General features: G+C 73.9%; 13 protein-coding genes. 9 read left to right on the top strand and 4 right to left on the bottom strand.

Annotation, left to right across the window (positions count from 1 at the left end):
• Positions 1-261: 261 nt before the first annotated feature.
• From IEZ17_RS02275 to IEZ17_RS02305, 7 genes are all read left to right on the top strand, one after another.
• Entirely contained in the window at positions 262-1,575 is a 1,314-nt protein-coding gene (locus IEZ17_RS02275; protein ID WP_189295747.1) for a L,D-transpeptidase, read from the top strand.
• A gap of 179 nt (positions 1,576-1,754) precedes the next feature.
• Positions 1,755-2,996 (top strand): L,D-transpeptidase, encoded by a 1,242-nt coding sequence (locus IEZ17_RS02280; protein WP_229851693.1) that lies wholly within the window; start codon positions 1,755-1,757, stop codon positions 2,994-2,996.
• A 52-nt stretch (positions 2,997-3,048) separates the two neighbouring features.
• Positions 3,049-3,816, top strand: a complete 768-nt coding sequence (locus IEZ17_RS02285; RefSeq protein ID WP_189295750.1) for an enoyl-CoA hydratase/isomerase family protein — start codon at positions 3,049-3,051, stop codon at positions 3,814-3,816.
• A gap of 274 nt (positions 3,817-4,090) precedes the next feature.
• Entirely contained in the window at positions 4,091-4,618 is a 528-nt protein-coding gene (locus IEZ17_RS02290; RefSeq protein ID WP_189295753.1) for an ATP-binding protein, read from the top strand.
• Between the two features lie 391 nt (positions 4,619-5,009).
• Entirely contained in the window at positions 5,010-5,432 is a 423-nt protein-coding gene (locus IEZ17_RS02295) for a hypothetical protein (RefSeq protein WP_189295755.1), read from the top strand.
• Between the two features lie 58 nt (positions 5,433-5,490).
• A complete protein-coding gene (locus tag IEZ17_RS02300; protein WP_189295757.1) occupies positions 5,491-6,270 on the top strand; it encodes a DsbA family protein in 780 nt (259 codons plus the stop codon).
• On the top strand, positions 6,267-7,163 hold the full coding sequence (locus tag IEZ17_RS02305; RefSeq protein WP_189295759.1) for a cytochrome c biogenesis CcdA family protein: 897 nt from the start codon (positions 6,267-6,269) through the stop codon (positions 7,161-7,163). The genes IEZ17_RS02300 and IEZ17_RS02305 overlap by 4 nt, the downstream gene beginning before the upstream one ends.
• Here IEZ17_RS02305 and IEZ17_RS02310 read toward each other — a convergent pair.
• The 4 genes from IEZ17_RS02310 to IEZ17_RS02325 all read right to left on the bottom strand — a co-directional run bounded on the left by IEZ17_RS02310 (position 7,160) and on the right by IEZ17_RS02325 (position 10,652).
• The gene (locus IEZ17_RS02310; protein WP_189295761.1) at positions 7,160-7,516 is read right to left on the bottom strand and encodes a hypothetical protein; all 357 of its coding nucleotides are present in this window, start codon (positions 7,514-7,516) and stop codon (positions 7,160-7,162) included. The genes IEZ17_RS02305 and IEZ17_RS02310 overlap by 4 nt on opposite strands.
• A gap of 178 nt (positions 7,517-7,694) precedes the next feature.
• On the bottom strand, positions 7,695-8,534 hold the full coding sequence (gene nadE / locus IEZ17_RS02315) for an NAD(+) synthase (RefSeq protein ID WP_189295764.1): 840 nt from the start codon (positions 8,532-8,534) through the stop codon (positions 7,695-7,697).
• Positions 8,535-8,631: 97 nt separating this feature from the next.
• Positions 8,632-9,186: a GH25 family lysozyme gene (locus IEZ17_RS02320; protein ID WP_189295766.1), complete on the bottom strand. Its 555-nt coding sequence runs from the start codon at positions 9,184-9,186 to the stop codon at positions 8,632-8,634.
• Positions 9,187-9,380: 194 nt separating this feature from the next.
• On the bottom strand, positions 9,381-10,652 hold the full coding sequence (locus tag IEZ17_RS02325) for a glycosyltransferase family 4 protein (protein ID WP_189296215.1): 1,272 nt from the start codon (positions 10,650-10,652) through the stop codon (positions 9,381-9,383).
• A 345-nt stretch (positions 10,653-10,997) separates the two neighbouring features.
• Between IEZ17_RS02325 and IEZ17_RS02330 the strand changes: the two genes are divergently transcribed.
• Positions 10,998-11,744, top strand: a complete 747-nt coding sequence (locus IEZ17_RS02330) for a response regulator transcription factor (protein WP_189295768.1) — start codon at positions 10,998-11,000, stop codon at positions 11,742-11,744.
• 6 nt (positions 11,745-11,750) lie between these two features.
• Positions 11,751-13,220, top strand: a complete 1,470-nt coding sequence (locus IEZ17_RS02335) for a sensor histidine kinase (protein ID WP_189296217.1) — start codon at positions 11,751-11,753, stop codon at positions 13,218-13,220.
• Positions 13,221-13,238: the final 18 nt, after the last annotated feature.

Genomic DNA, 13,238 nt, shown 5'->3' on the forward strand with positions numbered 1-13,238 from the left:
CACCGCCCGCACTGTCGTGCTGCGTCGTGCGGTGCCTGCTGCGTCGTGCTGTGTCGCGAGGTGTCGTGCTGCGCTGTTCGGTGTCGCTCCCCGTTGTTCTGCCCGCAACCGGGCGTTGCCTCACGCTTCCGGCCGCCGTGGACGCCCGGCGCTCCCGCAGCCCGCCCGCGCGCCGTCCCCGCCCCGCCGCGGGCCGCGTCCATGACATTCCGAATCGTGGCATACCGCCCAACCCGCGCATCATCCGTCACAATCCGGCGTATGACCGGCCATCAGCACGACCGAGCAGGGGACCACACGGGGGACCGACGGACGGACCGGACGACGGCCCCGGTGCCGGGCCTGCCGGTCCGCCGCGCGCCCTCCGGGGCGCCCCCGCGGGCGCCCCGTCTGCGCGCCGCCCGCGCACTGCTGGCCGCGCTCGCGGGCTGGGCGGCGCTGGCCGGCTGCGGCGGTCCGGACGCGCTGATCGGCAGTCCGCCGGCCACCCCGGAGGAGGCGATCCGGGTCCTGCCGGGCGACGGCGCGCGCGGCGTACGGGCCAACGGGCGGATGGAGGTCCGGGTCCAGGAGGGGCGGCTGGAGCGGGTGGAGGTCACCCGGACCGGCAGCGACGGCCGGGAATCCGTGGCCGGCCGCTTCTCGCGGGACGGGACGATCTGGCGGCCGGCGGCGGACTCCCTGGAACTCGGGGCCCGGTACACCGTCGACGCCGTCGCGCGAGACGCCGCCGGCCGCCGCCTGGCCCGCCACACCACCTTCACCACCTTCCTGCCCCCGCACCGCCTCATCGGCTACTACACGCCCGAGAGCGGCACCACGGTCGGCACCGGCCTGATCTTCTCGCTGGCCTTCAACCGCGCGGTCGTCGACCGCGCGGCCGTCGAGCGCGCCATCACGGTCAGCGCCGAGCCGGGCGTCGAGGTCGCCCCCCACTGGTTCGGCCGCCGGCGGCTGGACTTCCGGCCCCGGCACCGGTGGCGGCCGGGCACCCGGATCACCGTCCGGCTGCGGCTGCGCGACGTGAAGGCCGGCCCCGGCTCCTACGGGCTCCAGCGCAAGACCCTCCACTACCAGGTCGACCGGGACCAGATCAGCGTCATCGACGCGGCCCGGCACACCCTGACCGTCCGCCGCTCGGGCCAGGTGCTGGCGACCCTGCCGGTGACCGCGGGCAACGCCGACAACCCCACCTACAACGGGAAGATGGTGATCCTGGAGCGCCAGGTGGTGACCCGGATGGACGGCGACACCGTCGGCTTCGGCGCCGAGTACGACATCCCGGACGTGCCGCACGCGATGCGGCTGACCCGGTCCGGGACCTTCCTGCACGGCAACTACTGGGCGCCGCCGCGGGTCTTCGGCGGTGCCAACACCAGCCACGGCTGCGTCGGGCTCAAGGACGTCAAGGGCGGTGGCCCGAACACCCCGGCCGGCTGGCTCTACCGGAACTCGATCGTCGGCGACACCGTGGAGGTCCTCAACTCCCGGGACCGCACGGTCGCCCCGGACAACGGCCTGGGCGGCTGGAACATGTCGTGGCCGGCCTGGCAGGCGGGCAGCGCGCTCCACTGAACGAGCCCCCGCCCGCGTTCGTACGCACGAGCGAACACCCACCCTCCCACTTGGGACTGAACGGTGACGTCCGGGGGGAGTTGAGTGTCAGTGCGGTGTGGTTATCTAGCGGCACGCGCGCGGCCTCGGGGCCGGCGCGCGGTGGTCCGCGGGCGGTGCGAGGGGAAGAGGGGCCAGTCGTGAACGTCCAGCCGATATCGGGGGAGCCGGCCCGCCGGCGGCCGTGGCCGCGCCGGGGGCGCGCCCCGCTCGGGCTGCTGCTCGGTTCGATGCTGCTGTTGGTGACCGCGTGCGGGGGAGGGGAGGAGGGCGGCGGCAGACCGTCCGGCAAAGCGGGGTCGGACACCGCCGCCTCGCAGGCCGCCGTGACGATCGCGCCCGGGGACGGCGCGCACGACGTCGCCACCAGCGGCGCGCTGAAGGTGTCCGCCCAGAAGGGCCGGCTGCGGTCCGTCAAGGTCAAGGACGCCAAGGGCAACGAGGTCGACGGGAAGATATCCGGCGCCGGTGCCCTGTGGGAGCCGAGCGGCCATCTCGGCGCCTCGACGAAGTACACCGTCGACGCGGTCGCCGTGGACGCCCGGGGCCGCCAGGCCGCCGAGCACGCCACGTTCACCACCCTCGTCCCGAAGAACACCTTCATCGGCCAGTACAGCCCCGAGAACGGCCAGCAGGTCGGCGTCGGGATGCCGGTCTCGATCCACTTCACCCGGGGGATCACCGACCCCGCGGCCGTCGAGAAGGCCATCACGGTCACGGCCCGGCCGGCCGTCCCGGTCGCCGGCCACTGGTTCGGCAACGACCGGCTCGACTTCCGCCCCCGGAAATACTGGGCGCCCGGCACCAAGGTCACCCTCAAGCTCGACCTCAACGGCGTCGAGGGCCGCCCCGGCGTCTACGGCACCCAGGCCAAAGAGGTCTCCTTCACCGTCGGCCGCAGCCAGGTCAGCACCGTCGACGCCCGCTCGAAGCAGATGACGGTGGTCCGCGACGGGAAGACGCTGAAGACCGTCCCGATCACCGCCGGCGCGCCGGGCACCGAGACGTACAACGGTCAGATGGTGATCAGCGAGAAGCATCTGGTGACGCGGATGAACGGCGACACCGTCGGCTTCGGCGGCGAGTACGACATCAAGGACGTCCCGCACGCGATGCGGCTGAGCACCTCCGGGACCTTCATCCACGGCAACTACTGGTCGGGCCGGGACACGTTCGGCACCCGCAACGCCAGCCACGGCTGCGTCGGCCTGTTCGACGCCCGGGGCGGCGGCGACGGTTCCACCCCGGCGGCCTGGTTCTACCAGAACTCGATCATCGGCGATGTCGTCATCGTCGAGAACGCCCACGACGAAACGATCCAGCCGGACAACGGCTTCGGCGACTGGAACCTCTCCTGGGACACGTGGCGGGCCGGCGGGTAGCCCGGCCGGATGCGGGGCGGCGGGCGGCGTTAACGCGTACTAACCTGCCCGCATGACTGTGAATCTTGAGGTCGCCGACGGCGTCGGCACCATCCGCCTGGACCGCCCGCCGATGAACGCGCTGGACATCGCCACCCAGGACCGGCTCCGCGAGCTGGCGGAGGAGGCCGGCCGCCGCGACGACATCCGTGCCGTCGTCGTCCGGGGCAGCGAGAAGGTGTTCGCGGCCGGCGCGGACATCAAGGAAATGCAGGCCATGGACCACGCCGCCATGGTCGTCCGCTCGAAGGCGCTCCAGGACGCGTTCACCGCCGTGGCCCGGATCCCCAAGCCGGTGGTCGCCGCGATCACCGGCTATGCGCTGGGCGGCGGCTGCGAGTTGGCGCTCTGCGCCGACTTCCGGATCGCCGCCGACGACGCCCGGCTGGGCCAGCCCGAGATCCTGCTCGGGCTGATCCCGGGCGCCGGCGGCACCCAGCGGCTGGCCCGGCTGGTGGGCCCGTCCAAGGCCAAGGACCTGATCTTCACCGGCCGTCACGTCAAGGCCGAAGAGGCGCTCGCCATCGGCCTGGTGGACCGCGTGGTGCCCGCCGCCGAGGTCCATGCGCAGGCGCACGCCTGGGCGGCCCGGCTGGCGTCCGGCCCCGCGCTGGCCCTACGGGCCGCCAAGGAGTCCGTCGACGCCGGGCTGGAGACGGACATCGACACCGGGCTGACGATCGAACGCAACTGGTTCGCCGGGCTGTTCGCGACCGAGGACCGGGAGACCGGGATGCGCAGCTTCGTCGAGGAGGGTCCCGGCAAGGCCAAGTTCCGCTGATGCGCCTGGTGTTGACGGGACGCCTGGGGTTCGTCCGGGACGCGGTGCCTCGTGTGGGCGAATTGCCGAAAATCTCGTTGCACCTTAAGAGAACCTTGTCGGCGTGGCCCGTCGATCCACTGCGGGCGCGCGGTCGGTGCAGGTCAGCGAGGTGACGCCGAACCTTAACTGCCGCTGGCATATGTCCTGTCGGGGGCGCGGAGCTGGTGATTCCGGACAACTGATTACGCCGGTTCCGCCCCCCGAGGTGCCGATCAGCGGCCATGATGGAGGCATGGCGGGCCTCGATGGAATGGAGCAGCCGCGGCCGGGGAGTGGTACGGCCGCCGCGCGTCGGTGCGCTCCCGGTGCGGACCGGGAGGCGGCTCCGGCTTCCGTCGGTCCGGTGTCCGCGCCCCTCGACCTGGTCGGCGCCCCGACCCTCGGCGAGGTCAGACTCCCGTCGCGCCCCCAGTCCGCCGGCACCGCCCGGCGGTTGACCGCCGCGGTGCTCCTGCGGCAGTGGCAGCTCTCGCCGCAGCTCGCCGAGCACGCGGTGCTGCTGGTCTCCGAGTTGGTCGGCAACGCCGTACGGCACACCGGTGCCCGTACGTTCGGGCTGCGGATGCTCCGCCGGCGCGGCTGGATCCGCGTCGAGGTGCGCGATCCGTCCCGTGGCCTGCCCTGCCTGATGCCGGTGCAGGCGATGGACACCAGCGGTCGCGGCCTCTTCCTCGTCGACAAGCTCTCCGACCGCTGGGGCGTGGATCTGCTGCCGCGCGGCAAGACGACGTGGTTCGAGGTGCGGGTCAACGACCGCTGACCGGGCGGGCCGCCCCGAGACGGGACCGGGGCCCTCCCGCGGGATGCCGCGGGGTGGGCCCCGGTGACCCGACCTCCGGCGGGCGGAAGGGGTGGGCCCGCGGGGTCGTGGACGGCCCGGACCGCATCGGCGGGGCCGCCGCGATCGACCATGGCAGCCGGGGCGGGGGGCGGTCAAAGACGCCGAACGGTAGATATTCGGGCATAGTGCTATTAATCGATCGCGCCCGCGGGGTGAGGTGTGCCACCGCGGGCCGCCTCCCGGCAGCGGTCCGTAGGATGGGACGTTCATCCGCGCGCCGGACCGGGACCAGCCGGACGCAGACCACCGGATCACCGAGCCCACCGGACACGGACCGCCGGATCGGGACCGCCATCGAGGGGGAGGGAACATGCGCCAGCTGCGCCGGTCGGCGACGCTGACCCTGCTGCTCCTCCTCGCGGTCACCTTCGGGCCGATGCTCTGCCGGATCGGCGGCGACCAGGCATGGCTCGCGGGCCGGGCGGCGAGCGCCGCGGCGGCCCGGGACTCCGGTCCCGCCGGCCCGGCCGCACAGCGCGGCCTGCCGCTCGCCGAGGCCGCCCCGATCGCGGTCGCCGACACCTCCAAGAAGTGCTCCGGCCGCCATGCGCCGAGCCCCGACGAATCGGCCCCGATCCCGGCGCCGCACCGCGCCGAGCCGCTCACCCCGGCCACCACCGGCCCCGGGCCGCTCCCCGCGGACCTGCCCGCGCAGTTCGCGCGGGCCCGCCCGCCGACGGACGCCGCCCCCGCCACCGACCGCACGGCGCTCCTGCCCGTACTGCGGATATAGGCCGCTGCCCCGACGCACCCGCCTGTTCCTTCCGCTTCCGTACGTCTGGAGCTTTCGCATGCCCACTTCCGCTTCCCCCACCCGAAAACTGGCCGCGATCGGCGCGGTCGTCGCGCTCGTCGTCGCCGTGATCGCCATCGCGGTCGCCGTCGGCAAGGCCGTCGAGGGCGGCCGGGACGAGGGCGGCACCGCCGCACCCGGGACCGCCGCCTCCGCACTGCCGCAGGAGGACCCCGCACAGCAGAAGCTGTACGACGACTTCGCCCGGCGCACCAGCCGGCGCGTCGCCGGCGACCCGCTGGCCGTCGGCAAGCCGGACGCCCCGGTGGTCCTGGTCGAGTACGCCGACTACCAGTGCTCGTTCTGCGGGCGCTTCACCCGCGAGACCCAGCCCGCGCTGATCAAGAAGTTCGTCGACGCGGGCACCCTGCGCATCGAGTTCCGCAACTTCCCGGTCTTCGGTGCCGACTCCGAGCGCGCCGCCCGCGCCTCCTGGGCGGCCGGCCGGCAGGGCCGGTTCTGGCAGCTGCACGACCAGCTGTACGCCAAGACCCGCAAGGGCGACGCGCTGGCCGAGGACAAGCTCGTCGACCTGGCGCGCGCGAGCGGCGTGCCGGACATCGAGAAGTTCCGCGCCGACCTGAAGAGCGCCGCCGCCGAACAGGCCCTGAAGAAGGACCAGGACGAGGGCTACCAGCTCGGCGTGCAGTCCACCCCGTCCTTCCTGATCAACGGCCGGCCGGTGGCCGGGGCCCAGCCCACCGCGGTCTTCGAGCAGGCGATCACCCAGGCCGCCGCCGCGGCGAAGGGCGGGCACGGCACGGGGGCCGGGAAGTGAGCACCGACATCGGCTACCTCGCGGCATTCCTGGGCGGCGCACTGGCGCTGGTCAGCCCGTGCAGCGCGCTGCTGCTGCCGGCGTTCTTCGCCTACTCCCTCGCCAACCCCGGCCGGCTGCTGGCCCGTACCGGGGTGTTCTACCTGGGGCTGGCCACGACGCTGGTGCCGCTGGGCGCGGCCAGTACGGCGGCCAGCAGGCTGTTCAACGGCCACCGCGATCTGCTGGTGGCGGTCGGCGGCTGGGTGGTGATCGCGATGGGGTTCGCGCAGATCCTGGGCCTGGGCTTCGCCTCCAAGCGCGCCCAGGCCGCCGCCGCCCGGATCACCCCCCGCTCGGCGCTGTCCACCTTCCTGCTCGGCTGCGTCTACGGCCTCGCGGGCTTCTGCGCGGGGCCGATCCTGGGCGCGGTGCTGACCGTGACCGCGGTCAGCGGCTCACCGCTCTACGGCGCCTCGATGCTCGCCGTCTACGCCCTGGGCATGGCGCTGCCGCTGTTCGTCCTGGCGCTGCTGTGGGACCGCTTCCGGCTCGGCACCCGGGGCTGGCTGCGCGGCCGGGCCTTCCGCCTCGGCCGGCTGCACCTGCACACCACGTCGGTGCTCTCCGGCGCCTTCTTCATCGGCATCGGCGTACTGTTCCTGCGCTTCAACGGGACCAGCGCACTGCCCGGGATCCTGGACCCGGACGCCGAGATGCGGCTGGAGGAGTGGGCCACCCGGATCGGCAACGGCGTACCGGATTTCGTCCTGATCGCCCTTGCCGGGCTGGCCGTCGCCGCGGTGCTGGGCCGGATCGCCCTCCGGCCGGAGCGCGCGCCGCGGGCCGCCGACGACGACACCGCCGGGCCGGCGGCGGAGACGTCCGGCCCCGCCCCGTCGGACCGGTCCTAGGCGCTCAGCCGCCGGTGCCAGTGCGGATGCGGCCGGGGGCGCGGGCGGGCGTGCGGGGGGTGGGCGTCCGCCCGGCGCCGCCGGTCGTTGCACAGCAGGCACCTGCCGTAGCCCGGCGGCAGGGGGTCTTCGGGATCGCCGTACAGCGGATCCACCGCGCCGTTGGGGTGCAGGGGGCAGCCCGTCGGGCCGGGCGTCTGTGCGCCCAGCGAGCTGGCGGCGGTCAGCGCGCGCCGGAGGACGTCGACGAGCTGGTCGGCGTCCCCCCGGGTGGGCGCGGACGGCAAGGAGGAGGCGAGGTCGGAGGCGGTGGTCAGCGCGGTACGGAGTTCGTCCAGGCTTGCGTAACCCATGTCCTGGAGAGTAGGCGGCCCCACTGACAGCTGATCTTCCGATCGCACTTCGTGGCTTCCCATGGCCGCATGCATGCCCGCTCCCACCCACGATTTAGCACCGGGACGGTGACCGGCCCCTGGCCGGAGCATGACGGAACGGGGTGCCCGCACCGCGCGGGCGCGGGCACCCGCCGCGTCACGGGGCGATCGGCAGCGCCCGCTTGTGCTCGGTGAGGCGGTAGCGCCGGACGATCGCCGCGAAGGCGTCCTCGTCGACCGGGCGGCCCTCCAGGAAGTCGTCGATCTGGTCGTAGGTGACACCGAGCGCGTCCTCGTCGGGCTTGCCCGGGTCGAGGGTCTCCAGGTCGGCGGTCGGGACCTTCCACACCAGCTCGGACGGGGCGCCGAGGGCCTGCGCCACGGCGCGCACCCGGCGCTTGGTGAGCCCGGTGAGCGGTACGACATCGGCCGCGCCGTCGCCGAACTTGGTGAAGAAGCCGGAGACCGCCTCGGCGGCGTGGTCGGTGCCCACGACCAGGCCGTCATGGGCACCCGCGACCGCGTACTGCGCGATCATGCGCTGCCGGGCCTTGATGTTGCCCTGGACGAAGTCCTGATGGTGGGCGTCGCGGAAGGCGACACCGCCGGCCAGCGCCGCGGCCAGCGCCGCGTCGCTCGCCGGGCGGACGTCCACGGTCAGCAGCCGGTCGGCGCGGATGAACTCCACCGCCAGCTGTGCGTCCTTCTCGTCCGCCTGCTCGCCGTACGGCAGCCGCATCGCGTAGAACGTCGCGTCGTGGCCGGCCGCGCGGGCCCGCTCCACCGCGAGCTGGCAGAGCCGGCCCGCGGTGGTGGAGTCGACGCCGCCGCTGATGCCCAGCACCAGGGAGCGCAGGCCCGTGGACGTCAGCCGCTCTGTGAGGAAGGCCACCCGGCGCTCGATCTCCCGCTCGGCGTCGAAGGCCGTGGTGGACGGTGCCACCTGGAGTTCCTGGGCTATGTGCTGTTGCAGGGCCTTCGACGCCGGGTCGGTCACGGGTGCTCCTCTGGTTCTCGTCACGCACTGTGTGCCGGCCGCGTGGGATTGTCACGCGGTGTGCCCGTTGCGCGTATCCGGATACTGCCGGAGAAGTTTATGCGGGGTGCGCCCAGCTTTTGAGCTCGGCCTTGTTGGAGAAAGCGGCGACGTTCTTGTCGAGAGGCTGGTCCGTGTACTGGTGGATACGCCACTTCGCCTTGATCCGCGGCTCCCCTGCGGCGACGTAGTCGGCGATCCACAGGCCGTCCGCGGCGTAGGACGTGGTGTCGCGGTTCAGCCAGAAATCGCGGTTGCAGTAGAGCAGCACGCGGTGCGTGGGCCGCAGTTTCTTGACCTCCACAAGGAACTGGTCCTTCTGCGCATTGCTGGCGTACGAGCCCGCTCCGGTGGTCTCCCAGTCGGCCGCCAGCAGGTCGCCGTGGACCGAGGCGCATTGCTCGACGAAGTACTGCGCCTGGGCGGCGATATTTCCCGGCCACAGGAAGTGGTAGAAACCGACCACGGCGCCCGCCTCGCGTGCCCGTGCCGCCTGCGCCGACTGATGCGGATTGACGTAGGAGCGGCCTTCGGTGGCCTTGATGAATACGAAGTCCAACCCCTGGGCGGAATAACCGGTGTTGTAGGAGCTGACATCGACACCGTGCAGCATGAGCGACCTCCTGCCGATCGGATCTGCGGAATGCGAAGCGTCATCTGCGCGAAGCGGCAGCCGCCCCCCAGCAGTTCAGCATGTTCACGACCGGAGACGCCAGATCGACGCGCTGAAGTTCCCGACGGGGCAGGCGAGTTGGTGACGCATGGCGTCCGTGGTGCGGATGGTGCGGGAGGGGTGCGGGTGGCCGCTCAGCGGCCGGTCGTCGACATGCCGCCGGCGCCGGGTTCCGTCCGCACGTCGAGGCGCCGCCGCACCCGCCGGACCAGTCCGCGGGCACGGGTCCGGGCCGGGTCCGCGGCCCGGCGCAGCGCCCGGACCCGGCGGGTCGACCGCAGTTCCCGGAAGAGGAGTTCGTACCGCTCGGCTATCGGCTCGGGGTCGTAGCGGTGCGCGCCGGCCAGCGCGGCGGCGCCCATCTCCCGGCGGCGCTCCGGGTCCTCGATCAGGTCGAGCAGCGCGCCGGCCAGCGCCCGTCCGTCGCCGCGCGGCACCAGCACGCCGTCCGCGCCGTCGTGGACGATCTCGGCCGGGCCCAGCGGGCAGTCGGTGCTGACGACCGGTACGCCGCAGCGCATCGCCTCGACGAGGGTCATCCCGAACGACTCGGCGTCCGAGGCCGAGACGACGATCGACGCCTTGGCGAGCTCCTCCTCAAGCGGCGTCCGCGGCCCGGTGAGCTCGGCCCGCCCGGAGAGCCCCAGCCCGTCTATCAGGTTCTGGAGCCGGGTGCGTTCGGCGCCGCCGCCGTGGATGCGGAGCCGCCAGTCGGGGTGCTTGACGGAGACCGCGGAGAACGCCTCGATCAGCAGGTCGAAGCGCTTGCCGCGGACCAGCCGGCCGGCCGCCGCGATGATCTTCGAGGTGCCGTCGGACGGCGGCCCGGCGGGCGCCGGGACGACGTCGGGCACCGCCAGGATCCGTACGCCGGGCAGCGGCATCCGCGTGCGGTAGACCGCCGCGTCCGCCTCGGTCGTGGTGATCACCGCGTCCAACGACCGGTAGTGGCGGGCGAGTTCGGCCCGCAGCTGGGTGCTGTGCGCGTCGTGCCGGAGGTGCTCCTGCGCGATCCGCAGGGCGCGGCGGGGACCGAAGAGCGCCAGATAGACATTGACGCCGGGCCGGGTGCCGATGAGCACATCGGCGTCGCTGCCGCGCAGGAACTCCGCGGCGCGCAGGTCCACCAGCCGGCTGTACTGGTGGTGCCGCTTCTCGTCGAGCGGGAAGTCCACCGCGGGCTCGCCGAACAGCGGATGCGCCATGTCGTCGCTGCCCACCCGGGTGTCCACCAGCGGGATCAGCCGCACCCGGGGGTCCACCGCGAACCGCGGGACCTCGCGGTGCCGCAGCATCGAGACGATCTCGACGTCGTGCCGGTCGGCGAGCGCCGCGGCGAGGTTCAGGGTGGTGCGGATGGTGCCGCCGACGGCGTACGCGTCGTGCAGCAGGAGGGTCACCTTCAGGCGGTCCGGGCGGTCCGGGCGGCCCCGGCGCCCGGCGCGGTCCGTACGGTCCGCGCCCTCCGTACGGTCCGCGCCCTCCGTGCGGCCTGCGTCATCCGTGCTCTTCATGCGGTGCATATGGTGCTCTTCACGCGGTGTCGACCCGGTGTGCCCGGGTGTGCCGGCCTGCTGCCGCCGGCCGGGACCCTGGGCGGTGTGGTCCGCCGCGGCCGGCCCGTCCGGCACCCGTCACCGTCCCGGGACGGGGTAAGCCGAGGGCGTGTCCCGGGTGAGAGCCCGGTAAGAAACCCCCCGCCCCACCGGCCGCCCTCCGACCTGCCGGGCCGGTCTTGGCAGACTTGCCGGGTGACCCATTCCGTACTGCTCGCCGAGGACGACCGCCCCATCCGCACCGCGCTGGAGCGTGCCCTGACCCTGGAGGGGTACCGGGTCACCGCCGTGGCCGACGGGATCCAGGCGCTGGCCACCGCCCACCGCGAGCGGCCCGACGTGATCCTGCTGGACGTGATGATGCCGGGCATCGACGGGCTCCAGGTGTGCCAGGTGCTGCGCGCCGAACAGGACCGCACCCCGATCCTGATGCTCACCGCCCGGGTCGAGACCGCGGACCGGATCGCCGGCCTGGACGCCGGGGCCGACGACTACGTGGTCAAGCCCTTCGAGGTCGAGGAGGTGTTCGCCCGGCTGCGGGCCCTGCTGCGGCGGACGACGGCGGGGCCGGTGGCGCCGGGACCGGCGGCGGGGGACGGCGCCGAGGCCGGTGAGGCGTACGACGCGCGGGCGGCGGACAGCGGGGTCGTCGAGGCGGCCGACCTGCGGATCGACGGCCCCTCGCGGCGGGCCTGGCGCGGGGAGCGGGAACTGGAGCTGACCCGGACCGAGTTCGAGCTGCTGGAGCTGCTGGCCCGCAACGCCGGGATCGTCCTGGACCACTCGACGATCTACGACCGCATCTGGGGCTACGACTTCGGGCCCGGCTCGAAGAACCTCGCGGTCTACGTCGGCTATCTGCGCCGCAAGGTCGATGTGCCGGGCAGCCGGCCGCTGATCCACACCGTGCGCGGCGTCGGCTACGTCCTGCGGGAGGACTGAGTGCGCGTGCCCCCCGGCCCGCGGCGGTCCGGCGTCCGGCGGATCGCCGCCCGGCTGCGGGACTGCCGTCCGGTCGCCTGGCTGCGCACCCGCAAGCCGGCCAGCCTGCGCACCTCGTTCGCGCTGGCCTTCGCCGCCGGGGCCGCGGGGGTGACCGTTCTGGTCGGGTTCCTCGGCTACGACGCGGCGGCCCGGCTGGTGCGGGTGGACGAGAAGTCGGTGTTCTCCGAGGTCGTAGCGGATCTGCGGTCCCAGGTCCGGGAGCGGCCGTACACGCCCGCCGACTACACCGCCGCCGGCCCGGACCACGACGGGCCGCGCGACGACCTGACCCGGCCGGCCCGGACGGACGTGCAGATCCTTGGCGCCGGCGGGCGGGTCGTCGAACCGGGTCACCCCGCGCTCCCGGCCGGGGACGCCGAGCGGAGGATCGCCGCCCACCGCGACGCGGGCCGCTACGCGCAGGACGAGGTGCTGCTCGACGGCGACGCCTACCACCTCGCCACCGTCTCGCTCGGCGGCGGGCGCGGAGCCGTCCAGGTCGCCCGGAAGGTCAGCGGGACCGAGGACCTGCTCGCCGCGCTCCAGAAGCGCACCGTGCTGCTGGCCGCCGGGGTCATCGCGCTGGCCGGCGCCGTCGGCTGGTGGCTGGCCTGCCGGATCACCGGCCGGCTGGTCCGGCTGACGTCGGTCGCCGAGCGCGTCGCGGAGCACGGGCCGGTGGACGTCCAGGTGCCGGTCGCCGGGCGCGACGAGGTGGCCCGGCTCGGGCGGGCCTTCGACGACATGCTCGGGCGGCTGACCAGCGCGGTGCAGGACCAGCAGCGGCTCGTCCAGGACGCGGGCCACGAGCTGCGCACCCCGCTGACCTCGCTCCGTACGAACATCTCGCTGCTCAAGCGCTTCGACGAACTGCCGCCGGACGCCCGTGAGGACCTGCTCGCCGACCTGGCAGGCGAGGCCCGCGAACTGACCGACCTGGTCAACGAGTTGGTGGACCTGGCGGCCGGACAGCGCGACGACTCCCCGCTGTCGGAGGTGCGGCTGGCCGAGGTCGCGGAGCGGGCCGCCGCCTCCGCCCGCCGCCGCACCGGCCGCGAGATCACCGTGCGCACCAGCCGCGCCGCGGTCGTCGAGGGCCGGCCGGCCGCGCTGCACCGCGCGCTCGGCAACCTCCTGGAGAACGCCGCCAAGTTCGACGCCGACGGCACCGCGCCCATCGAGGTCGTCGTCACCGGCGCCCGCGTCGAGGTCCTCGACCGCGGCCCGGGCATCGCCGAGGCCGACCTCACCCGGGTCTTCGACCGCTTCTACCGCGCCCCGGCCGCCCGCGGCCTCCCCGGCTCGGGCCTCGGCCTGGCGATAGTCCGGGAGATCGCGGCGGCCCACGGCGGCCAGGTCTTCGCGACCGTACGCCCCGGCGGCGGGGCCGGCATCGGCTTCACCGTGCGCGACGGCGGGCCGGGCGCCGGGTAGCGCCGCCCGGCCACCATC

The organism is Streptomyces albospinus, from assembly GCF_014648695.1.
GTDB classification, from domain to species: Bacteria; Actinomycetota; Actinomycetes; order Streptomycetales; family Streptomycetaceae; genus Streptomyces; species Streptomyces albospinus.